Here is a 25,314-nt window from a genome sequence, read left to right as displayed (position 1 = left end):
ATTATTTACCAAGGAGATATATGCCAGAACTGCATCACGTCCTTCCCGCTTTGTTAATCAGTCTGCTTCCTGCACTATGCATGGCTGAAGCGACACCCATTTCGCCTGGCCTTGCCTGCAAGTCTGAGAAGCAAGCAATCAATGAAGAAGGTTTTGTAGACATAGGCGGCATACCGCAATGGATCACCATCAAAGGCAAGCATTGCGGCAACCCCGTCATCCTGGTCTTGCATGGCGGCCCCGGCAATACCATGAGCCCCTATGCCAGCGCCATTTATGGTGCCTGGGAAAAAGACTACACCCTGGTGCAATGGGACCAGCGCGGCGCGGGCAAGACCTATGGCAAGAATAAACCAACAGAAGAGACGTCTTTGACAGTTGCACAAATGGCTGAAGATGGCGTCGCACTGGCTACTTATCTGACCCAACATCTGGACAAGAAAAAAATCATTCTGACTGGTAGCTCCTGGGGTTCGATACTCGGCGTGCAAATGAGTTTATCGAAACCTGAATTATTTTATGCTTATGTAGGTACTTCGCAAATCATCAGCTACAAAGAGAACCAGACCGCCAGCTATAACAAGGTAATTGCTCTGGCACAGGCTGTGGGCGATCAGGAGACCGTTGCAAAAGTGCGTGCACTTGGCCCGCCACCGTGGAGTAATCCACGCAATTTCGGCATCTTGCGCAAGGTAATCAGAAAATATGAAGCGCAGCGCACAGACCCTGCACCAGCAACATGGTGGGCACCAGAACCAGCCTACGCCACACCAGCGGCCCAGGCTGATTATGAAGGCGGTGAAGATTACTCTTTCCTGAAGTTCGTCGGCTACAAGGGTGATGGTATGTTCAGCAAAGTAGACTTTGCTTCTACCGCCAGCAGATTTGCACTCCCGGTCTTTTTCGTCCAGGGTGCGGAAGATTTGCTGACCATGCCGGAGATTACCCGCCAGTATGTGGATAGCATTACTGCGCCGCAAAAAGAATATATCCTCGTGCCACGAGTGGGACATGATCCAAATTTACCGTTTATAGAGGCACAATTGAAGTTGCTTAATGAGCGTGTTCGCCCGCTGAGCAATTAATGCCCATTGGCAATTTCATGTCTGTCTAAGAAAATAAAAAAATATTTTTGGTTTAGTGTCGATTTACTGTCCAGCCATTCGACTATCAGATGTGGAGATACTTTCACACGATAGTCCAACAATTTTATAAAGGAAATATCCATGCCACATCCTGTCGCTTACCTGTCTTTCAATGGCAACTGCAAGGAAGCCATGTATTTTTATGAACAAGTCCTGGGCGGAAAAATTACCGTCATGATGAGTGGTGCCGATTCTCCCATGGCAGCCATGATCCCGGCGGAGTCTGCCCACCGCATCCTGCATGCACGCCTGGAACTGGCAGATGGTGGCTTGCTCTATGCGGGTGACTGCCCACAGCAAATGCCCTATGACGGTATCAAGGGCGTCTCATTTACGCTGAATTACGATACCACAGAAGAAGCCGCCAGGATCTTCAACGCACTGGCAGAAGGCGGCCAGATCACCATGCCGGTACAACCTGCATTCTGGGCAAAATCCTGGGGTATGCTGATCGACAAATACGGCACGCCATGGATCATCAATGGCGAGCAACTGCCACTGTAACCTGATCAACGTTAATCCATCCTTGCTGGAGCAGCTATGAAATACCTATGCCTGGTTTATCTCGACAATGAACACTGGAATGCCTGTCCTGACGAAAAATGTGCCGTGTATGCCCAGGGCTTGCTCGACAGTGGTCATATGCTTGCAGCCGAGCCTCTGCATCCCGTACACACTGCAACGACCGTCAGGGTAAGGAACGGGCAATTGTCAGTCACCGATGGCCCATTTGCAGAAACCAAGGAAATGCTCGCCGGTTTTTATCTCATTGATGCCAAGGATTTGAATGAAGCCATACACCTGGCTTCAAAAATCCCGCCAGCCCAGCATGGCAGTATAGAAATACGCCCGGTACGCGCACTGGACTTGCCAGCAGCAATAGCAAATTAAAGGAGAACGACATGCACACGCAAATCTTTGTCAACCTGCCTGTGAAGGACCTGGCCCGCGCCAAAGAATTCTGGAGCAGCCTGGGTTACAGCTTTGACGCCAAATTCGCCGGTGAAAAATCCGCCTGCATCATCTTGGGTGAAAGCATTCTGGTCATGCTACTGGTAGAAGATCTCTTTGCCAGTTTCGCCCACAAACCCGTTTGCGATGCGCATGAGCGGGTGGAAGTCTTGCATGCTCTGACTTGCGATAACCGAGAACATGTCGATACTCTCATCGCAAAAGCCAGGGCAGCCGGTGCCACCATCCCCGATGAAGCAGATGATGATGGCTTCATGTATGCACAGGGTTTTTATGATCTTGACGGTCATGGCTGGAATTGCTGTGCATGGTCAACTGAAGCTGAATGCAAATAAATCGACATGACTCGCTGAGCCTGCCCGTACCGCTCAGTAACACTACTACAAATTAAAGGAAGACAAAATGCATAAGCAAATTTTTGTAAACCTGTCTGTCAAAGACCTGCCCCGTTCCAAGGAATTCTGGAGCAACCTGGGTTATAGTTTTGAAGCAAAATTCACCAATGACCAGGGTGCCTGCATGGTGCTTGGAGAAAACCTGTTCGTCATGTTGCTGATAGAAGAATTTTTTGCCGGCTTTACCAACAAACCCATTAGCGATGCACGTGAACGAACTGAAGTATTGAACTGCCTATCCTGCGACAGCCGCGAACACGTCGACAGCCTGGTGTCCAAGGCAAAAGCGGCGGGTGCCACAGTACCCAAGGAACCCGTAGACCATGGTTTCATGTATGTGCATGGTTTCCACGACATTGACGGTCATGGCTGGGAATTCGTGCACATGGTAGCCGAAGGCGATTGTAAATAAATCTGCGCAAGCTGGAGCTGCCCCACCAAACCGCTTGTTCTTCAGGCGGTTTTTTTATGGGTATTACTATCGCTTTCATGCAATTCGTCACGGCAAACTCAAGCTTGGTCACATTGTCTGTCACCTCCCTTTTCTGACGCGGCATACTTGAATATCTCTATGTATAACTCCTCATGTCGCGGGAAATATTAAATGAAAATTTTTAGCCAGGCCAACAATCTATGCAAGTTCACCTCCTTTTTGTATCGTTTGATTAACTGCTTCATCTTTAGTCTGTTGGCGGCAGCTTCTACGCGTGCGGCAATGCCAGGTGCTGGCCATGACATTCAACCAGGTATCATCTATCACCGTACTGGTGATGAGGTGTTGACGGGGGATTTATACCGTCCCAAGGGAAACGGGAAACATCCTGTGCTGATTGCAGTGCACGGCGGTGACTGGCGTTTTGCCGATGCCAGCCTGTATAAGCACTGGGGACCGTATTTGGCAAAGAATGGCTATGCCGTATTTGCGGTCAATTATCGTCTTGTGAAAGACAAGACTAATCTCTACCCGACGGCAGTCCATGATGTACGAGCTGCCGTGCAATTCTTGCGTCAGCAAGCTGCGACTTACCAGCTTGATCCTGATCGCATAGGATTGATGGGTGATTCTGCAGGGGCGCAGCTTGCGACTCTCGTCGCGCTGGCTGGTGATCAGCCACCGTTCTCGGATGGCATGAATCCCACGACAAAGGTCAAGGTGTGCATAGGTATTTATGGCAGTTATGATTTGACTGCGAAATGGGAGCATTCGAACCGCTACTACCCTGATAATAATATTGCCCAGGGCTTCCTCGGTAGCAGTCTGATCGATAATCGAAAAATCTATTTTGAAGCATCACCGTTGTCGTATGTGACGCGTGATAATAATCACACGCAGTTCTTGTTGAGCTGGGGGGCGAAGGATAAATTTGTTGATCCTGAAGAACAGTCGATGACTTTCATGCATGCCTTGAAGCAGGCGGGGTTTTCTGTGAGTTCTGTCGTGTTGAAAAATGCGGGGCATTATTGGGCTTCTGAGCCTATCAAGGTACCGGGGACTGATTCTGGGTATTTGGCACCGCGATTATTGCAGTTTTTAAAGGAGAAACTGTAGGGGATTTATTCCTGCAGCACTGTAGTAGATGTTCAGATATTTGCGTTGCTTATGCAACGGGATATTGATTGAACTGCCGCCCCCTCGAAGTCGTCATTCCACCGGGCTGGCGCTCCAGCGTGCTTAAAGCTGGAATCCACCGAGCTGCCGCTCCAGCGACGTTCGTAGCAAGCTATTTAAAAAATTAATTTCAGATTTATTCGTGTTTTACGCATCTTTTATTAATCACCTGCAAGCGTCATTTACGATTGCAGGTCGGGGGTAGCCCGACAGCTACATACCTTTCTTGCGTCGCCAAGAAAGGTATGCCAAAGAAGGCGACCCAGGCGTCGCTGCCCCCTGAAGGGGGTTCCCTTTGCTACGAGGCAAAAAATGGGAAGGCTCGAAAACTCGCTGCGCTCAAACATCGATCCTTCTTTTTCCATTTTCAGCCTCGCAGCAAAGGCATCGACACATGGGAACGACAAAAGTCAAAAGCAACGTCAACACGACGTATTTACATATTTCTCAAGCTAGTGGTGATTCAACGTTCTGGATCTCCATAGAAAAACCCGCCAATCAATATGGCGGGTCTTTTTACTTCTGCACTAATTCAACTCACTCAAACTTCTTAGCCACTTCCGCAATCCGCTTACCAAACAATTTCGCCGTTTCCAAGTCACCTGGCAACGGGCCTTCTTCTGGTGAAGAATCGGATGGGGATTGCGTCATCAGGCCGCTGAAGCTGCCGACGTAGTTGATGTCGTTGCGTGTGGCCGCTTTGCTGTTGGCTGGCATCAGACCTGTACCTACCCAGATCATGGAGTGCTGCTGGGACAGGGTGAACAAATAATGCAGAGTGGACAGCTTATCGCCGTTCATCGTGGCAGAATTGGTGAAGCCTGCGGCGATCTTGTCTTTCCAGACCTGGCTATACCAGGGCTTGGAAGAAGCATCGGCGAATTTCTTGAATTGCCAGGATACTGTGCCCATATAGGTTGGTGAACCAAAGACGATAGCGTCGGCTGCGGCCAGGGTTTCCCATTGGGCGTCGGTGATATTGCCTTCGGCATCAATCTTGATGAGTTCAGCATCGGCACCAGCAGCAGCGGCACCTGCGTGTACTGCTTCTGCGGCCTTGGTGGTGTGGCCATAACCTGAATGATAAATTATCGCGACTTTAGACATGTTTTACTCCAAATTTTTTTGAGATTGCTGCAAAAAAAGACAATGCACTAACTCATTTTCATGCCAGCGCATTGCCTGTCTATCCTGCTTAGTGTTTCAACTTAATGAGGCAGATCAAACACCAGCACTTCTGCCTGCTTGCCCTGCTCCAGCACGAGTTTTTCTTCGGCTGACATCATCACGGCATCGCCCTCTCTGAGGGATATGCCATTTACCTGCAATTCACCACGTGCTACGTGGACATAGGTCAGGCGATCTGTTGCCAGAGCTACTTCCTGCCTTTCGTCTGCATCAAACAAGCCAATTTGCAGACGTGCGTTCTGGCGGATCTTGATGGAGCCATCGGCACCATCGCCAGAAACTACCAGACGCAAGCGCCCCTGTTTTTCTTCACGGCTGAATTCTTTTTCACCGTACAGAGGTTCACCACCCAACTGGTCTGGCTGTATCCAGATTTGCAGCAAACGTGTGTGCTCGTTATTGGCCGGATTAAACTCCGAATGGCGCACACCAGTGCCTGCACTCATGTACTGCACATTACCTGGACGTATCGTACTGCCATTACCCATGCTGTCTTTGTGCGCAATCGCACCTTCGAGCACATAAGTAATAATCTCCATGTTCTGGTGCGGATGTGTACCAAACCCCATGGCAGGAGCGATCCAGTCATCATTAATCACACGCAAGGGGCCAAAGCCCATGTGCTGTGGATCGTAATATTCTGCAAATGAAAAACTGTGATGTGATTTCAGCCAGCCGTGCTCGGCGTGGCCGCGTTCTTGTGATGGTCTGAGCGTAATCATATAAGTCCCTTTCAAGTTTCCTGAAGAATGTGTTCAGGCGATGTACACACTATATACGTGCAAGTTTTTTGACATAAGGGTAGAATTTCATACAACTCATTCAAATTATTTGAACAAGCATGAACCTGACTCTGGAAGCACTGCAAATCCTCGATGCGATAGACCGCAAGGGCAGCTTTGCGGCGGCTGCGGCGGCCCTGGATAAAGTGCCCTCGGCCATCACTTACAGCATACGCAAGCTGGAAGAAGACCTGGACGTGCTGCTATATGACAGGCGTGGCCATAGAGCCAAGCTAACGATCGCAGGGGAAGAGCTACTGATGCAGGGCAGGCACTTGCTGAACGCGGCTCAAGAACTGGAAAACCGCGTAAAACGCGCCGCCAGCGGCTGGGAAGCGGAGCTGCGCATCGTCATTGATGGCATCATACAATTCGAGGACATCATCCCCTTGATCAAGGAATTTGAACAACAGGCTTGTGGTACGCGTATCCGTATCAGCCAGGAGATTTTGTCTGGGGTCTGGGAAACCATGGTATCTGGCCGTGCCGACCTGGCTATAGGTGCCGCCTATTACGGACCAGATGCGATACGCATGCAGGGCGAGTTCCAGACCCGTTTGCTGGGCAGCGTGGAATGGGTGTTTGCGGTGGCACCGCAACATCCACTGGCACAAGCTGAAGAACCGCTGACACCGGCGATTTTGCAAGCGTACAGGGCGATCGCTATCGGTGATACTGGCCTGACGCTGCCCTCAATGACGGCAGGCTTGCTAAGCGGGCAAGACACCCTGACCGTCCCTACCATGCATGCCAAGCTGGCAGCGCAACTGGCGGGCCTGGGATGCGGCCATTTGCCACGTCGCCTGGCTTTGCCACACCTGCGCAGCGGCGCGCTGATAGAAAAGAAGACCAGTGCCAGCCGCCCGCCAGAAGACAACCGCCTGGTCTGGCGCAATGCCAACAAGGGCAAGGCATTGCTGTGGTTTTTACAAAAATTGCAAGACCCTGTCGTACAACGCATGTTGATAGGAAATTGAAGAATGTCCATGCCAACAGAAAAGATGACGCAAACATATACAGGACGTTTCGCCCCTTCACCAACCGGCCCCTTGCACATGGGCTCACTGGTCGCTGCCATGGCCAGCTATCTCGATGCAAAAGCCCATGACGGGCTATGGCTGCTACGCATGGAAGACCTGGATTTTGACCGCAATGTCAAAGGTGCAGGCCAGCATATCATCCACTCGCTGCAACGTTGCGGCATGGTATGGGATCGCGACATCACCTGGCAAAGCCAGCGTCAGCATCTGTACGAAGCTGCCATGCAAGAGTTGGGCGAGCATCTCTACCCCTGCGCATGTTCACGCAAGGAAATTGCTGATTCACGCTTGCGACTGGGCGAAGCATCCAGCCAGATTTATCCTGGCACTTGCCGTCATGGCTTGACAGCAGGCAAAATTGCCCGAGCCTGGCGCTTACGCGTGCCAGATCAAAACTATACCTTTGAAGACAGACTGGCTGGCACGCAGCAACAAAACCTGGCGACCGAGGTGGGGGACTTTGTATTAAAGCGTGCAGATGGTTTTTGGGCGTATCAGTTGGCAGTAGTTGTTGATGACGCGGCGCAAGGTATCACGCATGTAGTGCGTGGCGCTGATTTGATTGACTCCACTGCACGCCAAATCTATCTGCAAGAATTGCTGGGTTTGCCTACGCCTTCCTATTTGCATGTGCCAGTCGTCACCAATGCAGATGGCGAGAAGCTGTCCAAGCAAACCGGTGCACTGGCATTTGATCAAGGTGACAATGATATATTGCACGATGCCCTGATACCGGCGGCAAGATTTTTAGGTTTGCAACTGGCCGAAAGCATTGGCAGCCAAGAAGAGTTTTGGAACAAGGCGACTCTGGCCTGGAAAAACAAACTGGACTACACGGAAAAATAAACCCATCAGCATGTCACACCACCTGATCAAAGCTGCCAGCGAAGGCAAATTCGATAAGCTTATCGCCCGACTGGAGCAAGGCGACGAGATGGAAAGCATCCATAAAGGCACAGGCAGGACGGCACTGGCAGAAGGCGCCCTGAACGGCCATGTAGAAATCCTCAGCCACTTGTTGAAGCTGGGTGCAAAATTCGATGAGCCTGACAAGGCCGTAGGACATACGCCATTCTTATGGGCCTGTGCGCAAGGACATTTACCAGTTGCTCGGGTGTTGGCAGTACATGGAGCCAATGTCAAATTTTCCAGCAAACCGCATGGCTGGACTGCCGTCATGTTGGCCGCCTCAAATGGCCACGCAGAAGTCTTGCGATTTCTCCTGGGCTTGGGGATCGATATTGGCGCACTGAGCAGCGACGGTCGCAATGCTTACGGTGTGGCATTAAAAAACCGGCATCAGCATATTATCGACTTACTGGCACATGCAGGTGCAAGTGAACCTGCACCGCTACCGACACCGGCATATCTGCCCTGGCCCGCCAGCACAGGTGATCATGCAGTCAGCAGCGATGCTACAGCTGTCCTGCATCATTTTATACTGGCCATGCATCAATGGGAGAAAGACGCTGCAAGCAAGCATGTCGCGCTGATCAATGGCAGTAAAGAGCACGACTGGCCGGCCATGCGGGCAGAGATGGATATTATATTTGAGCGTTACTGCACATTGAAAGAACGCCCCTATGGCAGGAATGGTGGCAGTTTCAGCGTATCACCCAGCTATCAGCCGACAGAAAGCCTGATGATCGTCACGGACATCAGCAAGCAGAAAAAAGAACTACGAACACGCAACATGGATCGCGAATTCAACTACATCGCCATCCTGAAAAAAGGCGCGTGGCGTCTAGATAGCAAGCAGCAGCGCCTGGTCGGTGGAGACTGGATACGAGACCATTTATAAAATGGTCTCATCAATCAGGCAAGCATTAATCCCTGCCGCGCCCATGTCCATTCCCGTGGCCATTGCCATGACCATTGCCATGATGGCGTCCACGACCACGGTCACCATCATGTCTGTCATCGCGACGGTCGCGGTAGTGACCATCACGGTAATGTGGCACTACCTGGGTGTTGTACCAGTTTTCTTGCACAAAATACACTTGGCGGTCACAGGCATGGTAGCGATAGCAATGCTTATTCCATTTATTTCTGTGGCCTGGTGGCACTACCAGATACATGGGTTCTTGAACAACATTCACTCTTTGTACTATGCGCGGTTCACGATAAATTACCTGCGGCTGGGGAAAGTTGCCAATGTCAACATGGCCATAAAACCCCGGTTGCCCAAATTGCACGGATACACCCACATTTTGCGCCTGAGCTTGTGCTGTCATGAATAATGCAACACAGGCAGCACCAGCCAGCAAGATTCTTTTTGATGTCATGGTATTCATTACTCATTCCATTTCTATAACGTTAACCAACCGAAGCAACTCTATGCCTACACCACTATAACGTTGGGCCAGCATATCTGTTGACTTCAAAATGAATATGCCATGAAATTCACACCTGGTCCGTACGGTAGGCAACACAAATCAAGCATGGAAAAAAACGAAAAAATGCCATGCAACAACTCATTTAACAGGAAATTCTGCCGCCCATTGCTGCGCCTTTTGATCCAGCGCCACCCTGCGCTCTGCCGGGATTTTGGTTGTCAATTGAGCCAACGTGGTCCGGTGTGATGCACAGGCATATTGGGCATCGCGCTTGCCAAATTTGCGCTTGAGCACACATTCCAGTTGATTGGCACCAGCCACATCTTCGTAAGCTGTTTCCAGTGCTTCAGGCAAGACCGAGTGATAACGCAAGACCAGTTGTGCTGATATGCCACGATAAGCCGGATCACTCGCCCCTGCCTGATGGGCATACTTGACAGCATCCTTCAATGCAGCATAGGCATCTGCATGTTTTTTGATGTTGGGGATGCCGGCATTGGAGGTAGTTTCACTGCTTCCGTCACCGCTGCTCATGGTCATGCTCCAACCAGATTTTTCAGTGATTTTTTCTTCCATACAGGCCAGGCGGTTGTTGGCTTCGGCTGCAAGCATGGTCAATGCTTCAACATTACCTTCAACCGCCAGTTTGCGGTTCTTGTTCAACCAGGTTTGAAAATCAGCGCGCAAAGGTTTGGCCGTAATCAAGTCGCAATCGTCGAGACTGATTTTTGCAGCTTGTGAACTTGCACAAGTCAATGCCAGGCAAATCAGGAAACCAAGGTGTGGGATTTCAGGAAAAATTTTCATAGGTGATTTGCCATTTTCAATTCGAATTAGAAGCTGAAGTACAGCTCAAGTGTGGCTATGCTGCCAGAGCGAAAAAGACATGAGAAATTATTTTACAAATTAACACTTTTGTCTTATTCAAAAGACTGCAAAACAACAATCTAAAACTTCTATTATCAAAGCGAAATCGAAGCTTGTTTTAGCTACATGATTTCAACAATCCTTGACATTTTTTAGCTTCCTTTTGGGAGTGAATATTCGTACTCTGAAACTGCAATTTTTAGTTTCCAGAACTTGAGGGCAAACCCGTTGAAAAACGGCGACGCAAAGCCACCGGCCTAAAGTGCATATGCGCCATGGTAGCGGGGTTACCGGTGATGTTATTGCTGTGGCGTGTTATTGCCAAGGCATCTCATTAACTGCCGAATCACCGCCCTCTGCTGATATCGGAGTGCATACGTGATCATCATAAGAAAAATACAGTTCAATTTACTCATGCCACGTGCCTGGCTGGGTTTCATCTTTATCACCGGCGTCCTTAGTGCATGTGGTGGTGACAGTTCTCAAATCAGCAAATCAAATATAGCATCGCCGCCAGCAGAGATCGCAACTGGCATCAGCACACTGGCTGCGACATTAGCAGTCCTGCCAACTGATATCGCCATGCCAGACGCGCAACCCACGTTTCATCTGGCCCCGGTATTACTTGATCCCCCAGCAGACATGGATATGATGGATGCCAGCCAGTCGGCCCGCATGCTAGTTGCCGTGCAAGCCGTACCGCATGATGTACAGAGAGTACATGGTGTGCTTGGTCGCGGATTGACAGTATCTGCAATACGATCTCTGCCACGCCAACAATTTGCGCCAGTACCTGCAACTGATACCGTGTTGCCGATGGCGGGAACTGCGCAAGTGTTGACCTATACACCTGCGCAGATCAGGGCGGCTTATGGTTTGCCAGCACTGCCAGACGGCATGAGCAAGCTGTCTGCAACTCAGGCCGCGCAGTTTGGTGCAGGCCAGACTATCTACATCGTCAATGCCAGGCATGATCCCAATATTCTTGCCGAACTGAATGCCTTCAATCAGAAATTCGGCCTGCCTGCATGTAGCGTGAAAAATATTCCGGTCACGACATCACTGCCCTTGCCAGCAGCGTCTGCCAGTGCCTGTGAATTCTCTGTGGTGTACAGTACCAGCGCTGGCGGCATGAGCAGCACAGTACCTGCATATGATGCAGGCTGGGCTACAGAAATTGCGCTTGATGTGCAATGGGCTCATGCCACTGCGCCCTTGGCACGCATTATCCTGATCGAAGCCGCAGATGCCTCCATGAGTAATATGGTAGGCGGTATAAGACTGGCAAACGCCATGGGGCCTGGTGTGGTGTCCATGAGTTTTGGTGCCAGTGAAGGTAGCTGGACAGCCAGTGTGGAAAACACCTTCACGACAGCGAAAATGACTTATCTGGCCGCATCCGGTGACAATGGTCCTGCTGTTGAATGGCCCGCTGTTTCACCGAATGTGGTGGCGGTAGGTGGCACCAGCCTGACATATGCAGGATCAGCCAGAACAGAAGTTGCCTGGTCCAATACCGGTGGTGGTGTCAGCGCCTATACGGCAACACCCGCTTACCAGACCAATGACATACCGGGCCTGGGCACGCCGGTGCGCAGAGCCGTGGCTGATGTGTCCATGAATGCTGATCCGAATACCGGTCAGTATGTAGCCATCATCACGCCAGGCAGCAGCACGGTGAGCTGGGTCAGTGCAGGTGGCACCAGCCTGGCCACACCACAATGGGCTGGCATTATCGCCATCGCCAATGCGACTTTGGTGCAGGCGGGCAAACCAGTAATGGGGGCACCGCATGCCGTGCTGTACAACAAAATTGCCAGTGTGCCGGGTACATATGCCAGTGCCTTTGTCGACATTGCCAAAGGCAGCAATGGCGCTTGCACCAGTTGCAGCGCCACTACCGGACATGATCTGCTCACCGGCCTTGGCACCCCGAATGTCAGCAATTTGCTCAGTGCACTCAGTGCATCAAGTGGCATTCCCGCCAACACTTCCACTAACACAGCGCCAGTGGTAAGCCCTGCCAGTATCAATGCAGAAGTTGGCACAGTCCTGAGCTTTACCGTATCGGCAACTGCCAGCAACCCGCTTGCTTATACCCTCAGCGGCAATCCTGCCGGTATGAACATCAGCAACGCAGGGATAGTTACCTGGACGACGCCGCTGGCAGGCACTTACGCCGTGACCGTGACGGCACTGGATGCAAAAACTGGCCTGAGTGGCAAGGCCGTGTACACCATCATCATCACGACTGCGGTGCCTCCTGTTGTTACGGCAGCCAGCATCAATGGTTTGGCTGGTACAGCACTGTCTTACCAGGTGTTTGCCATCACCAGCAATTCAGCAAGCTATAGCCTGGCCGGTGCACCCACTGGCATGAACATCAATTCTGCTGGCACGATAAACTGGGCCAAGCCACTCGCTGGCAAGTACCTCATCACCGTCAATGCCAAAGACAGCAAGACAGGCTTGAGCAGCCAGGCCGTCATCAGCCTCACAGTCACAGCTGCAGGCATGAGCATCAACGCCCCGCCTATGGTTGGCGTGGCTGGCAAGTCCATGACTGGCAACATCAGTATCACAGCACCAGGCGCAAGCTCAGTTTCCGTGTCTATCGCGGGCGCCCCCTTGGGTTTAAGTTTCTCCATGAGTGGCTTGAATATCACGAGCAGTTGGGCCAAACCTGTAGCTGGCAGCTTTACGATGAAAATCACGGCCAATGACAATGCGGGCAGAACTGCTGTGGCGAGAATGCTGATTAACATCGCGGCAAAATAAGTAAAAAAGGCAGGGTCTCATTAAACCTGCCTTTCTTCTTGATTGCTGCGCTTTAATGCCCGCTGTGGCCTTGCGGCTTCCTGACTTGCACTTCGACTTCCGGCTTGCCATGACTACCATGCTTCATCCCTGCATGGGCATCGCCTGGCTGACGCGGGGCAGCTGCAACAGGGCCACCATATTCGTAGGCCACCGTGCCCTTGGGGTGCTTGTACCAGCCAGGGTCTTTATAGTCCCCCGGCTTCTGGCCCTTGCGCACTTTGACCACGCTGAACATACCGCCCATCTCCAGCCCGCCAAATGGTCCCTCACCTGTCATCATGGGAATGGTGTTGTCCGGCAGCGGCATTTCCATTGCACCCATGTCCGCCATACCCTTGTCTCCCATGGTCATGTAGGAAGGAATCAGTTTGTTGATCTTGTCTGCGACATCCTTGTGATCGACACCTATCATCGACGGCACATTATGACCCATGGCATTCATGGTGTGATGGCTCTTGTGGCAATGGAAGGCCCAGTCCCCTTCTTCATCTGCCACAAATTCTATTTGCCGCATCTGCCCCACTGCCACATCCGTAGTCACTTCCGGCCAGCGTGCAGTCCTTGGAACTGGCCCGCCATCTGTGCCTGTCACTGTGAATTCATGACCGTGAATGTGGATGGGGTGATTGGTCATCGTCAGATTGCCTATGCGTATCCTGACCCGGTCATTCTTGCGCACATTCAGCGTATCGATGCCGGGGAAGATACGGCTATTCCATGACCACAGGTTGAAATCTGTCATGGTCATGATGTTCGGCTTGAAGGCACCAGGTTCTATGTCATAGGCATTGAGCAAAAAGATAAAGTCCCGATCCACTTCATCAATTTGAGGGGGTCTATTTTTTGGATGGGTAATCCAGGAACCCATCATGCCCATGGCCATTTGTGTCATTTCGTCGGCATGCGGGTGATACATGAAGGTACCGGGGCGACGTGCCACAAATTCATAAACAAAGGTCTTGCCTGGTTGTATTGATGGCTGTGTGAGGCCGGAAACGCCATCCATGCCATTTGGGAGTCGCTGGCCATGCCAGTGCACGCTGGTATGTTCTGGCAAGCGGTTGGTGACAAAGATACGCACTCGGTCGCCCTCCACCACCTCGATCGTAGGGCCAGGACTTTGTCCGTTATATCCCCACAGATGTGCCTTCATGCCGAGTGCCATTTCACGCACCACAGGTTCTGCCACCAGGTGAAATTCCTTGACGCCATTATTCATGCGCCATGGCAGGGTCCAGCCATTCAATGTAACGACTGGATTATACGGCCGGCCCGTTTTTGGTTGCAACGGCGGCATGGTGTCAGGACTGGTTTGTGTCACAGTTTCAGGCAAGGCTGCCATGGCGACTTTACTGACACTGCTGGCTGCCAGGGCACCGCCAGCGATACCTGCCAATTTAAAAAAATCTCTTCTTGTACTCATGATATTTCCTTCGCTGATCTGTGATCAATGCGCTGCTTCTGCCGGAGCAGTGGATTTGACGGGATTCAGATTACTTGCTGATGGACGTCCCAGCAGCTCAGCCTGCAAGGCCGCATCTGCCATCCAGAATTGTTGTTCTGCACTGATGGCTGCCAACACGCTATTGATTTGTTCACGGCTGTCAGCCAGCAATTCAAACACGCTGATAAACATGCCGTTGTAGCGCAACTGGTTTTCTACAGAGATGCGTTTGCGCAGTGGCAGGATCTCGTCGCGGTATTGTCTGGCGATGTCGTACATGCTGCGATAGGCAGAATAACTGACGCGCAAATGCGAGCCAGCATTATTCATCGTAGTTTGCAGACGATAACTTGCTGCCAGAGTATTTGCGTTCATGGCTGTTCTTTGTGCATCACCCCAATCAAACAAGGGTAATCTGAGGCTGACTTCGACACCGCGCTTGATGTCGCTGTGTCCTGCCGCATCAAAGTTGGTATCGCGCCGGATACCTAGCTCGATGTCTGTAAAGCTACTAAACAAACTCAAACCCTGACGTGCAGCTACAGTATCCAGCTCCTGCTTTGCCAGTTGTATGTCGAGACGGTTTTTTGTGGCATGCGGACCTATCGCATCTGCTGCGACCGGAGTGGTGGGCAAATCAGGCAGGTGCTCAGGTAACTTGAGGGCTTTTTCCTGCTCGTCATCCAAGCCCAGCAAACGCACCAGCTCTTCACGTGTAGACAGTCTGTTATGAAGGGCAAAGCTGAGCTGGGCCACTGCATCGGCCTTAAACGCTTGCTGGCGTGCAGCCTGCAAGTTATTGAAGTTACCCGCCTTGAGCATACGCTCTGCCAAAATGGCACTGGCATCGGCGGCTTCGCCAACTTGTCTGGCGTATTCCAGGCTCTGTTGCGCCGCAACTGCCTTAACCCAAGCTACGCGCACCTCGCTGACACGGTCAATGACATCCAGGCTCAGCTGTGTTTGTGCCTGTGCCAGACTGTGCTGTGCCATGCTTTGCCTTTGTGGCAGGCTCAATAAATCAAGCAGGCCAACACTGAGCAAACGGCCAATTTCCAGTTCACCGGATTGACGATTGCGTTCAAAGCTAAAGAGCGGATTGGCGATACGGCCACTCTGGGCCGCCATTGCGCCTGCTGCCTGGTGTTGCGCCAGCATAGCTTGCAGGGCCGAACTATTCAGCAAGGCAATTTGCACTGCGACATCTTGCGTCAACGGTGCTTTCAACAAGACTGCAGCTTGGTCTCGCATGTCTTTTTGCTGGGCTGGCTTGCTGGCCAGGGCAAGTTTCCCCTGAGTATAGGCGGGGTATTGCTGATTGATTTTTTGGGTACTTTGGTCAATATCAAAACTGGCACAGCCAGCCAGTACCAGCAATGCTGGTGCCAGATATCGGTAGTGTATGTGCGACATGAGTCCTCGCGATGAGTTGTGTGTTTCCGCAAAATTGGAGGGGCGTACAATTGTCGTAGGCCGGACAAAGCCCGACCTACAAACCTAAGCCGATTCAGGCGATAGCAGCTTTGGGGGGACGTTCCAGCATGCGCACAGGCACCGATGCTGGCAGAAGGACTGGCAGCACCTGGGCATCATCGTGCACGGGAACAAAGGCAGAAATCTGGATAGCAGGCATCAGGGCCGTGCCCATACAACAGGGGGAAGAAGATTTACAATGATCGCCAACCTTGCCTTTTTCGGCTTCGGTGCCAGCACCACCAGCTTTGGCGGCTGGCTGGCAATGCTCATTGTCGCTGGCAACTGACATACCAGGCTGAACAGGTATATCCATGGCGCATGCCAATTTACTGGCGACAGCAAAGCCCTGCAGGGGCAGCAGTACCAGTAACAGGCAAGCAATAAAAAGACGCCAGGATTTTTTCATGCGCCGACGTTATCACAAAACAAGGATTTCAACAAACGAGCAGGTCAAACAAGATTAGCCCAGCAGTAAATTCAGTGCCAGTATTAGCATCACTACACCTATCAGGCTGTCCAGCACCCGCCATGCCACAGGTTTGGCAAACACCGGGGCCAGCAAGCGCGCACCAAAGCCCAGTGCCAGATACCAGATGATGGCATTCAGGACAGCACCGACGGCAAACCAGTATTTGCCATCATCCGGCTGCTGGCCACCGATAGCGCCAAGCAAGACCACGGTGTCGAGATACACATGAGGATTAAGCAAAGTCACGCCCAGCACTGCCAAAGCCGCTTTACCTGCCGTCATGCTCAACTCCCCGCCTTCAGCAACCAAACTTTGCTGGCTGGAAGCTGCCCGCAAGGACCTCACGCCATACCAGATCAAGAACGCCGCCCCTCCCCAGCGTGCCAAAGCCAACAAGACCGGCTGGCTATTGATCAAGCCACCTATACCCGCCACCCCCGCTGAGATCAACAGTGCTTCACAAACGATACAAATCATTACCGTCAAGCCCACGTGCTGCTTACGCAAACCCATGCGCAAGACATGCGCATTTTGCGAACCAATCGCCATGATCAAACCCGCACTCATGCCCATTCCCTTGAGTATAAAAGCCAACATCATCTGTCTCCCGTTTGTTGATGTAGGTAGTTTGGGCAAGAAAAGGTTTAATATGAAGCAAATTTAAAATATTTACGATTTCATTAAATTTTCTTAATTTTAGAATTAATTCTTTGGATTACTCTGTGCCCCTGTGTTGAGGGGTCGTAAGCAAAAATCACCAATGTCTTCGAATAAAGCATGCAAACAAGACTAGACAGCCGCCAGTGCGAAGCCTTTCTCAGTGTCATTGATCATGGCAGTCTGGAACAAGCTGCGCAAGCCCTGAACCTGACCAGCTCTGCGATTTCCCAGCGCATCAAGGCCCTGGAAATGGAATTGGGCAATACCCTGCTGATACGCAGCCGCCCCTGCCGCGCCACCGCTGCAGGGCAAAAGCTCGTTCAGCACTTGCGCCGCGTCGCAGAACTGGAACAGGATTTACAAAGTGAATTTGCTGGCCAGCAAAGTGCAGCTATCAGCATTGCGCTTGGCGTCAATGCCGATAGTCTGGATAGCTGGCTACTACCTGCCCTGGCTGAGTTCCTCATCGCAGAAAACATTTTGTTGGATGTCGCTATCGATGATCAGGACCATACCCATGACTTGCTGGAAAGTGGCATGGTATTGGGTTGCATATCGGCAGAATCGCAAGCCATGCGCGGTTGCCAGGCTGTACCATTGGGCATCATGCGTTACCACCTGGTTGCCAGCGACGCTTATTGCCAGCGCTGGTTCCCGCAAGGCATGACACGCGAAGCAGCACGGCTTGCACCGGTGCTGACCTTCAATCGCAAAGACAAACTACAGGCCCAGATTCTGCTGGAGCATTTTGGTCTGCAGGAAAACGCCTACCCCACCCATTATGTGCCCGCGACGACGCCGTATAACCGCGCCATTCTGCTAGGTTTGGGCTGGGGTGTCATCCCAGATGTGATGCTGAAAAATCTGGAGCAGGATAAGCTTGTCAGGCTGATGCCAGATCACCCTGTAGATGTGGCACTTTACTGGCACCACTGGAAAGTGCAAACACCCAGGCTGGCACGCCTGACAAATACCCTGGTCAGGCAAGCAAGAAGCAGTTTGCTACAATTTATTCCGCTGGCGCGCTAATTAAATGATCAATCGGCTGCACCTGATTGCGACCATTCGACTTGGCAAAATACAGCCATTTGTCAGCACGGTGAACCAGGCTTTCCACCGTATCAGTTGCCAGCAATTCGGAAACACCAAAACTGGCGGTGACGCGCAATACCTTCCCATCAGGCATGCGAATAAACAAATGCCGCTCTACTTGCCGACGTATTCTCTCTGCGACCTCCAGCGCGGCGATCAGTTTCGTCTCGGGCAACACCATGATGAACTCCTCACCGCCATAACGAACCACCCAGTCCACATCGACACGCAGTTCTTTTGCCAGACTTTGAGCAAAAGTCAGCAATACTTGGTCACCTGCGGCATGGCCGTGTTCATCATTGATTCGCTTGAAAAAATCAATATCGCAAAACACCAGTGACAATTGGCGTTGGTAGCGCACAGCTCTTTGTATTTCTGCCGGCATGCGCTCATTGAATAACAGACGGTTATAACAACTGGTCAAACCATCGGTGATGGATAATTGCTTCAGGCTTTTCATGGCTGCTTCAAGCTGGCTGGTTCTTTCTGCCACCAGGGCATCCTGGTTGGCGATATGCTTTTGCAAACTGTCTTGCATGGTACGAAACCCGTCGACAACCAGGTCAATTTCGTTATAACCGTTTTCTGGTATGCGTTTCAATTCCAGCTTGGTCGACAGTTGATTGGCTTGCAGGTTTTTGACAAAATCGGCCAGTTGGCGCATGGGCTTTTCCAGGTCGCGTCGCAAGATCGCTACTACGGCCACAAAGATGAATACAGACAAAATCACAACTTCAATGATGATGATGATAAAGCTGCGCAACAACTCTTTGCGCAAGACCGTCTGGTCCACCACAAATTCAACTTTACCAACAGAGGTGCTGGCATCTGCCGGTGCAGGTATCTCAAACACCATATGCTGCCCACTGGCGACACGATTGATATCACCCCCGGTAAACTGTTGCCCGGTACTGGCCGTGATGGCGACATAGGCAATGCTGGGGTTTTTCAAGATCTGGGCAATTTGCTTTTGTATGGTTTGCGGCTCTATGTCCCAGATCGCGACCGACAGCAATGGCAGGTTAGCACGGGCGACATCAGCGACTGCCATATTGAAGTTTGTTTCTATGGCACGGTAGTTCAGCCATGCTTGCAAGCTGCTAATGCAAACCACGCACAAAATGACCCATTTGAAGACACGGCGTATCAATAAACTGGCAATAGGTTGCAAAGGTGGATGGCTCATTTGCGCAAGTCTGCCTGGTTCAATATTTGACGGAAGCTGAAATCATATTTTTTGATGGCAGGATTGAGGACTTTACTGAATTTCCTGAAATCAAGCCTGTCAAAATTCTGCGCACCAAATAAATGCTGGAAGCGTCGGGTTTCTTCTGGCGTGAACAAGATGAACATGGACCTGTCCAGCTCCAGGCCTTCGTCAGCAAAATCCCTGCCGTGATGATAGTCATAAAGCATCACCAGGCTGAATGCGCCGGTAATGAAATGACCGCCCGCCAGCGCACTCAGGCTGCCTGACTCCAGTGCCGTAAAAGCTTCGGATGAAGTATTGATACCACTGAAGTACGCATCGCGCCCTGGCTTGCCACCACGGGCGCGCCAGCTTTCCATGGCACCAAAGGCCATCAAGTCATTTCCTGCCCAGACCAGCCGGGTATGTGGATAGCGCTGATACAGCCAGACACTTTGCTCTTGTGCCTTGGCTCGATTCCAGTCGCCATAAATGACCTGATCAATCACTACATTTTTTGCCTCAGCGACCGCGCGGCGCATGCCCTCATTACGTTTATAAGAAGTGGTAGTGGATCTGTCGCCCGCTATCGCCAGCATATGCAATTTTCCGTCACTATGCATTAGTTTTTCGGCCCTGCCGCGCTGTATCAGGGCACGTGCGGTCAAATATCCTGCGTCTTCGGCATGCGGCTCCAGCCCGCCGAGCCAGCCTTTGTAGATTTGTCTGGGGATACCGACTTTTTCACGCTCGCCAGCATCACTAAAGCCGCTATAGGCAAAAAAGGTTTTGATATGGGCACCATCAAGTATCCGCATGGCTTCGGCACCTACGGCATAGTCATTCGAAAGAATCACATAGTCTGGTCTACTGTGCAGAGGGCGCGCTGCAATTTGTCTTGCCAGTTCCAGGGTTTTTAAGTGATCGCGCTCGACATAGATGATTTCCAGTTGCACGCCCAAATTCCGCGCCGCAGTCATCATGCAATTACTGGCGGTGGCCCAATAAATTTCGTCCGACTTCCCCGGGTTGAGAAAGGTAACAGCCATGGCCATCACAGTTGCAGGCACGAGCAGGAAACAGCCTGCCAGCAAGCTTAATATCACACGACAAATCCACATATCCGCCTCCGGGCATTCGATCATGCCGTAGTGAACAACGCAGATCGCACAAGTCCACGCCCGCTTTAAAATCCAAAGATTTGCAAGCAGCGCAGGTTTTTATTCAGGCTCTATTTTGGCGGTTTTCAGGGAAAAAAGTTGCTCATTCACAAAAACTCACATTTATGCTGATGAGCGAAGTCAGGACTTTAGCAAGATGAATTACTTTCCAGTCAACACTTGCGATTGCGCTTTTTCACGTTTGATATTGATGAGAGCCTGGCTGGTATACAAATCAGCAAACCATGGATCTGCGAACAAGTGACCACTCTCTGCAAGTCCCTGAAAATAATCCAGGACCCTGCCCCGCCCTGCACGATAAGCTGCATCATCAACTTCGTTATATTCTATTCTCACTGCGGCTGCGTAAGCCTCGTAGGTATCGACCGCCTGCCCCAGGATAGCCAGATCTACACTGAGCATTGCATCCTTCAGTGGATGCACCAGCATGGCGCTCTGGAAGTGATCAGTCACCCGGATCAGGTCAGCCACTTCCTGCTGATGTTGTGACCCCAAACCAGCCTCCAGCCACATGCGCGCACTCTGCTCTTCATTCGACAGATCTGCAGACTTACCACCATACACGGCATCATGGAACCAAAAAGCTTTTTTCAGTATCGCCACATCCGAATTGCTGGCTCCTGTATTGCTTGCCCAGGCAGAAATTTCACTGAGGCCATGCACCAGGTGATCAAGATTATGATAAGGCCGACGCGCCGCACCATAGGCCTCTTCACCTGTCAGATAATCAAACCAGTGGACAAGTTTGCTGCTGTCAATGTCAGTTTCAGTTTCCCATAGTTTTTGCCAGTCAGTGCGCAACCAGCTCTTGATCCAGGCGATATAGGCTGGCATGGGCATGAATTTTTTTACTGTCCAGTGCCAGCCTACTGGCCCTTGCAAGGCACGTACGAAACTGGAACTGACCGACCCAAGGTCACGTGGCGGCATGACGAAGATAGTCTTGGCACCGTCAAGCACATCGACATTGGTTTGCTGTATCAGGTTTTCATAATCGAAATCAGAGGTATTGCGTATGCCGCGCACCAGATACTCAATGCCGTGGCGCTTGGCAGCACGTGCAGTGTAATCACCTTTGACAATGACGACGCTGACATTGTCCCAGCCACACTCAGCCACACTACGCTCAATGATGTCCTTGCGCTCCAGAGCAGAAAACTGTGGCTTCTTAACAGGGTTTTCAGAAATGAACACGACGACTTCATCAGCCAATGCTCTGGCTTCCTGTATAACCCACAGATGACCATTGGTGATGGGATCAAGAGTGCCAGAGAAAGCGATTTTTTTCATTGTAAGTTCCAGTACGACATATAAGTGAGGTGTTGCTGCAAGACTTCTTGCTCCAGCTCTGCGATGCTACCCTGATTGACTATCTGGTCACAGGCTTGTCTCCGCACAGCATATTCCTTTGCCTGCATACTGAAAACTTGCTTGATTTCCGCTTCAGTCCAGTCAGGATTACGATGACGCACGCGCTGCAGGCGTGCTTCTTCATCTGCCTGCAGTAGCAAGACGCTATCGTACACGAAGCCATCAACTTCATCAGGCAGCAATGCCGATTCCCAAATGACATAGGTGGCTGTTTGCTGCAAAGTCCATTGCCACATGGCCTGCAATACATATGGCTGCAGCAAATTCCGCAAACAGCGGTTCGCATGGGCATCACTGACCAGAACAGTACGCAAAATGCCGCGTCGCAGACGGCCAGCTTCTGTCAATAAGTGCGGCAATATCATTGCGATTTCGGACATTACCGGGTGCTGGCTATCCTGGTGTATTGCGCGCGCCACCAGGTCCGCATCAATCACAGGCACGCCCAGCTTGAAAAAAGCAGCCGCAGCACTGGATTTGCCGCAGCCCATGCCACCAGCCATTAACACCAAACGAGCTTGTCTGGCTTTGTCAGTAACTGGATTAATAACATCATGCATATCACCCCCAATACTGGTTATTCAACCAATATTAAGAGATTAGCGCATCTTCATATAAATGACAAACTTATTTTGGTTGTTCAGCCAAATTAATAGGACGAAAAACCAAGGCGCTTCACAGTAAGACTGATTTCTGCTTTAAAGCTTGCGCTGTCATATCTCCGACATATTACAAATATATTATGCCGCTGCATCTACCCTGCCATAGCGTTTTACTTGATTAAAAAGGAAGAGCAATGATTTCTGATAGCCGGAGAAAGTTTCTGCAATTTTCAGCCGCAAGTGCGGGAGCGAGCATGCTGCCTGGTGTGATACAGCAAGCTCTTGCTGTCCCGGCAAACAATGCTACTGGCACCCTGGCAGATGTTGGTCATGTAGTGATTTTCATGCAGGAAAATCGCTCCTTTGATCATTATTTTGGAACGCTCGCCGGCGTTCGCGGCTTTGAAGACCCACGTGCGATCAGCCTGCCAAATGGTGCGCCAGTCTGGCAGCAACCCAATCCGGCAGGCGGCAGTATCTTGCCTTTTCATTTCGATGCCAAGAATACCAGCGCCCTGTCTGTGGGCACGAATCATTCATGGAAAGGTTCGCAGCAAGCCTGGCAAGCCTGGGATGCCTGGGTCAGCAAAAAGACCGTGCAAACCATGGGTTATTTTGACAGGGGCGACCTGCCGTTTTATTACGCACTGGCTGACGCTTTCACGATTTGCGACGCCTATCATTGCTCCATCTTTGGCGCGACTGATCCCAATCGCATGTACTCGCTAACGGGCACAAGCCAGGGCTGGATAGGTGCCATGGGCAGCCTGTATAACATTGATGCCAAGGGCTATTACAATGCCGACCCGGCCAATGACAATGTCTCTGCCGCTGTCACAGCCAGCGCGCCAAACTGGCAAACCTATGCCGAAGTACTGGAAGCCAATCAGGTGAGCTGGAAGGTGTACCAGGAATGGGATAACTACGGCGACAACTACCTTGCCTATTTCAAGAACTTCCGGGTGAATGCAGACGGCAGCAAATTAAGCAGCAGTTCGCCGCTGTACCAGAAAGCCCGCAGCATGGCACCCGGTGCCAGTGTGGGTGGAAGCAAGGGTGATGGCCTGGTCAGTGCCTTCGCCAGTGATGTGCGCAACAAGCGCTTGCCGCAAGTATCCTGGATATGTGCGCCGAATGATTACACCGAGCATTCGCCCAACTCCCCCAATGCAGGTGAAAACCTGACGGCAAGATTGCTTGCTGCCCTGGTGGCAGAACCAGAAGTGTGGGCCAAGACCGTGTTTTTGTTGATGTATGATGAGAACGATGGTTTCTTCGACCATGTTCCCCCTCATATCCCACCCATTACCGCAGCCATGGGGCGATCAACTCTGGCCGACAATGGTGCGTATGAAAAATACGGCACTGAACCCGTCGGACTGGGGCCGCGCGTCCCCATGCTGGTGATTTCCCCCTGGAGCAAGGGCGGCAAGGTGTGTTCCCAGGTATTTGATCACACATCCAAGTTGCGCTTTCTCGAAGAGTGGCTGGTGCATGGCTTGGGCAAGGACAGGGCAGCTGTCACCTGCAAGCTGATATCACCATGGCGGCGTACTGTCTGTGGCGATTTGACTTCCGCATTTGATTTCAAATCACCAGACCAGAACTGGCCAGCAACAGTACCAAAAACAGCGGCCTACGTACCTGTCAATGGCAAACCCTACCCCGTGCCACCCGCAAACCAGGTACAACCACGGCAGGAAGCATATGCCGCCTCACAAGGGCCACGCCCTGCATGTCGCCTGCCCTACCTGCTGACAGCGCAAGCCAAGTTCAATTCCAGCAAGCAACTGGAAGTAGGATTAAGCAATGCAGGCACGGCTGGCGCAGCGTTCATTGTGTATTCAAAAGTGCGGGCAGATGGCCCCTGGTATTACACCGTCGAGGCAGGTAAGCAAATACAAAAAGAAATCTGGAACTGGAGCACCGCTAACTATCATCTCAACGCGTATGGTCCCAATGGCTTCATGCGGGAATGGGCTGGCAGCACTAGCTCTCTCGTCAAGCCAGAAATCCAGGCTGTGCACGATAGCAACAGCGGCAAGCTGGTGCTGACTTTATCCAATGTCGATAATGTACAACCCTGCACTTTCAACATCAGTGACAATGCCTATGGAAGCCTGCCAAGCAACTACTCACTGGCGGGTGGGCAAAGCTTGCGCCTGGAATATCCATTAATCAATAGCTTTGGCTGGTACGATTTCAGCATCACCAGCAATACCGATACTCAATTTTTGCGCAGGATTGCAGGCCATGTGGAAGCGGTAAGCGGCAATAGCAACAATAACCGAACTGATCCGATGATAGGCGGCAAGCACAAGGAAGCACGCCTGAGCACGACAACCCCACGCATAACAAGCGGCAGTAATTTTGTCGTCTCATATACAGTGCCGCAAACCCAGGTCAGCACCAAAAACTGGATAGGTGTGTACCCTGCCGCAGCAGTGCCAGGCAAGGTGAATTCACTGACCTGGCAATATGCAGGCAATGCTCAGGGTAGCCTGACACTTAATACCGCAAACCTGGCAGCAGGAAATTATGCAGTCTGGCTTTTGTACAACGATGCATATGTATCTCTGACAAGCCCACTGGGATTGACTATTGTCTAACTCGTATTGCGTTCTAAAAGCCAGGTAAATCAAAAATTGCCTGGCTTAAAGATGCCGTACCTGCCAA

24 protein-coding genes and 1 riboswitch are annotated in these 25,314 nt (G+C 51.3%); of the genes, 12 read left to right on the top strand and 12 right to left on the bottom strand.

The genetic code is table 11. The features are described from left to right. Window positions 1-20 precede the first annotated feature (20 nt). The 6 genes from H8L47_RS07820 to H8L47_RS07795 all read left to right on the top strand — a co-directional run bounded on the left by H8L47_RS07820 (window position 21) and on the right by H8L47_RS07795 (window position 4,061). A complete protein-coding gene (locus tag H8L47_RS07820) occupies window positions 21-1,085 on the top strand; it encodes an alpha/beta fold hydrolase (protein WP_186952992.1) in 1,065 nt (354 codons plus the stop codon). Window positions 1,086-1,226: 141 nt separating this feature from the next. Further along, window positions 1,227-1,649 (top strand): VOC family protein, encoded by a 423-nt coding sequence (locus tag H8L47_RS07815; protein WP_186952991.1) that lies wholly within the window; start codon window positions 1,227-1,229, stop codon window positions 1,647-1,649. 36 nt (window positions 1,650-1,685) lie between these two features. Continuing rightward, entirely contained in the window at window positions 1,686-2,036 is a 351-nt protein-coding gene (locus tag H8L47_RS07810; protein WP_186952990.1) for a YciI family protein, read from the top strand. Between the two features lie 11 nt (window positions 2,037-2,047). Continuing rightward, a complete protein-coding gene (locus H8L47_RS07805) occupies window positions 2,048-2,452 on the top strand; it encodes a VOC family protein (protein ID WP_186952989.1) in 405 nt (134 codons plus the stop codon). Window positions 2,453-2,519: 67 nt separating this feature from the next. Further along, window positions 2,520-2,924: a VOC family protein gene (locus H8L47_RS07800; RefSeq protein ID WP_186952988.1), complete on the top strand. Its 405-nt coding sequence runs from the start codon at window positions 2,520-2,522 to the stop codon at window positions 2,922-2,924. A 192-nt stretch (window positions 2,925-3,116) separates the two neighbouring features. Then, window positions 3,117-4,061: an alpha/beta hydrolase gene (locus H8L47_RS07795; RefSeq protein WP_186952987.1), complete on the top strand. Its 945-nt coding sequence runs from the start codon at window positions 3,117-3,119 to the stop codon at window positions 4,059-4,061. A gap of 597 nt (window positions 4,062-4,658) precedes the next feature. Here H8L47_RS07795 and H8L47_RS07790 read toward each other — a convergent pair. Next, a complete protein-coding gene (locus H8L47_RS07790) occupies window positions 4,659-5,228 on the bottom strand; it encodes a flavodoxin family protein (RefSeq protein WP_186952986.1) in 570 nt (189 codons plus the stop codon). A 101-nt stretch (window positions 5,229-5,329) separates the two neighbouring features. After that, on the bottom strand, window positions 5,330-6,031 hold the full coding sequence (locus H8L47_RS07785) for a pirin family protein (RefSeq protein ID WP_186952985.1): 702 nt from the start codon (window positions 6,029-6,031) through the stop codon (window positions 5,330-5,332). Window positions 6,032-6,150: 119 nt separating this feature from the next. On the opposite strand from H8L47_RS07785, the gene H8L47_RS07780 reads away from it, so the two are divergent. The 3 genes from H8L47_RS07780 to H8L47_RS07770 are packed head-to-tail and all read left to right on the top strand — an operon-like array spanning window position 6,151 to window position 8,932. Beyond that, window positions 6,151-7,068: a LysR family transcriptional regulator gene (locus H8L47_RS07780; RefSeq protein WP_186952984.1), complete on the top strand. Its 918-nt coding sequence runs from the start codon at window positions 6,151-6,153 to the stop codon at window positions 7,066-7,068. Window positions 7,069-7,077: 9 nt separating this feature from the next. Then, window positions 7,078-7,977 carry a tRNA glutamyl-Q(34) synthetase GluQRS gene (gene gluQRS, locus H8L47_RS07775; RefSeq protein WP_230413641.1) on the top strand — a complete coding sequence of 300 codons (900 nt, stop codon included), beginning with the start codon at window positions 7,078-7,080 and terminating at the stop codon, window positions 7,975-7,977. A gap of 10 nt (window positions 7,978-7,987) precedes the next feature. Further along, on the top strand, window positions 7,988-8,932 hold the full coding sequence (locus H8L47_RS07770) for an ankyrin repeat domain-containing protein (RefSeq protein WP_186952983.1): 945 nt from the start codon (window positions 7,988-7,990) through the stop codon (window positions 8,930-8,932). 25 nt (window positions 8,933-8,957) lie between these two features. Here the strand turns inward: H8L47_RS07770 and H8L47_RS07765 are convergent, their stop codons facing one another. Together H8L47_RS07765 and H8L47_RS07760 are read right to left on the bottom strand one after the other, a co-directional pair. Then, window positions 8,958-9,416, bottom strand: coding sequence for a hypothetical protein (locus H8L47_RS07765; RefSeq protein WP_230413640.1), 459 nt, complete (start codon window positions 9,414-9,416; stop codon window positions 8,958-8,960). A gap of 189 nt (window positions 9,417-9,605) precedes the next feature. After that, window positions 9,606-10,274 (bottom strand): hypothetical protein, encoded by a 669-nt coding sequence (locus H8L47_RS07760; protein WP_186952982.1) that lies wholly within the window; start codon window positions 10,272-10,274, stop codon window positions 9,606-9,608. A gap of 268 nt (window positions 10,275-10,542) precedes the next feature. Next, a riboswitch (cyclic di-GMP riboswitch) is annotated at window positions 10,543-10,629 on the top strand. Window positions 10,630-10,712: 83 nt separating this feature from the next. Between H8L47_RS07760 and H8L47_RS07755 the strand changes: the two genes are divergently transcribed. Next, complete coding sequence (locus H8L47_RS07755) at window positions 10,713-13,112, top strand: S53 family peptidase (protein WP_186952981.1); 2,400 nt, start codon at window positions 10,713-10,715, stop codon at window positions 13,110-13,112. Between the two features lie 52 nt (window positions 13,113-13,164). Here the strand turns inward: H8L47_RS07755 and H8L47_RS07750 are convergent, their stop codons facing one another. The 4 genes from H8L47_RS07750 to H8L47_RS07735 form a co-directional block, all read right to left on the bottom strand. Next, the gene (locus H8L47_RS07750) at window positions 13,165-14,577 is read right to left on the bottom strand and encodes a multicopper oxidase family protein (protein ID WP_186952980.1); all 1,413 of its coding nucleotides are present in this window, start codon (window positions 14,575-14,577) and stop codon (window positions 13,165-13,167) included. A gap of 24 nt (window positions 14,578-14,601) precedes the next feature. Continuing rightward, window positions 14,602-16,011, bottom strand: a complete 1,410-nt coding sequence (locus tag H8L47_RS07745; RefSeq protein WP_186952979.1) for a TolC family protein — start codon at window positions 16,009-16,011, stop codon at window positions 14,602-14,604. Window positions 16,012-16,105: 94 nt separating this feature from the next. Beyond that, window positions 16,106-16,480, bottom strand: coding sequence for a hypothetical protein (locus H8L47_RS07740; RefSeq protein ID WP_186952978.1), 375 nt, complete (start codon window positions 16,478-16,480; stop codon window positions 16,106-16,108). A 54-nt stretch (window positions 16,481-16,534) separates the two neighbouring features. Next, window positions 16,535-17,140: a LysE/ArgO family amino acid transporter gene (locus H8L47_RS07735; protein WP_456243383.1), complete on the bottom strand. Its 606-nt coding sequence runs from the start codon at window positions 17,138-17,140 to the stop codon at window positions 16,535-16,537. A 180-nt stretch (window positions 17,141-17,320) separates the two neighbouring features. Here H8L47_RS07735 and argP point away from each other — a divergent pair, with 180 nt between their 5' ends. Continuing rightward, entirely contained in the window at window positions 17,321-18,232 is a 912-nt protein-coding gene (gene argP / locus H8L47_RS07730; RefSeq protein ID WP_186952976.1) for an HTH-type transcriptional regulator ArgP, read from the top strand. Here the strand turns inward: argP and H8L47_RS07725 are convergent. From H8L47_RS07725 to coaE, 4 genes are all read right to left on the bottom strand, one after another. Continuing rightward, entirely contained in the window at window positions 18,213-19,481 is a 1,269-nt protein-coding gene (locus tag H8L47_RS07725; protein ID WP_186952975.1) for a sensor domain-containing diguanylate cyclase, read from the bottom strand. The two genes, argP and H8L47_RS07725, sit on opposite strands and share 20 nt — an antisense overlap. After that, window positions 19,478-20,605: an ABC transporter substrate-binding protein gene (locus tag H8L47_RS07720; protein WP_186952974.1), complete on the bottom strand. Its 1,128-nt coding sequence runs from the start codon at window positions 20,603-20,605 to the stop codon at window positions 19,478-19,480. The genes H8L47_RS07725 and H8L47_RS07720 overlap by 4 nt, the downstream gene beginning before the upstream one ends. Window positions 20,606-20,806: 201 nt before the next feature. Then, window positions 20,807-21,955, bottom strand: a complete 1,149-nt coding sequence (gene coaD / locus H8L47_RS07715; RefSeq protein ID WP_186952973.1) for a pantetheine-phosphate adenylyltransferase — start codon at window positions 21,953-21,955, stop codon at window positions 20,807-20,809. After that, complete coding sequence (coaE, locus tag H8L47_RS07710; protein WP_186952972.1) at window positions 21,952-22,596, bottom strand: dephospho-CoA kinase; 645 nt, start codon at window positions 22,594-22,596, stop codon at window positions 21,952-21,954. The genes coaD and coaE overlap by 4 nt, the downstream gene beginning before the upstream one ends. Before the next feature lie 236 nt (window positions 22,597-22,832). Here coaE and H8L47_RS07705 point away from each other — a divergent pair, with 236 nt between their 5' ends. After that, the gene (locus tag H8L47_RS07705) at window positions 22,833-25,247 is read left to right on the top strand and encodes a phosphocholine-specific phospholipase C (RefSeq protein ID WP_222616435.1); all 2,415 of its coding nucleotides are present in this window, start codon (window positions 22,833-22,835) and stop codon (window positions 25,245-25,247) included. The last annotated feature ends 67 nt before the right edge of the window (window positions 25,248-25,314 follow it).

Source organism: Undibacterium umbellatum (assembly GCF_014284125.1).
Taxonomy (GTDB): Bacteria; Pseudomonadota; Gammaproteobacteria; order Burkholderiales; family Burkholderiaceae_D; genus Undibacterium; species Undibacterium umbellatum.
Note: the sequence above shows the minus strand (reverse complement) of the source record. Positions and strands in the feature narration are given on the sequence as shown.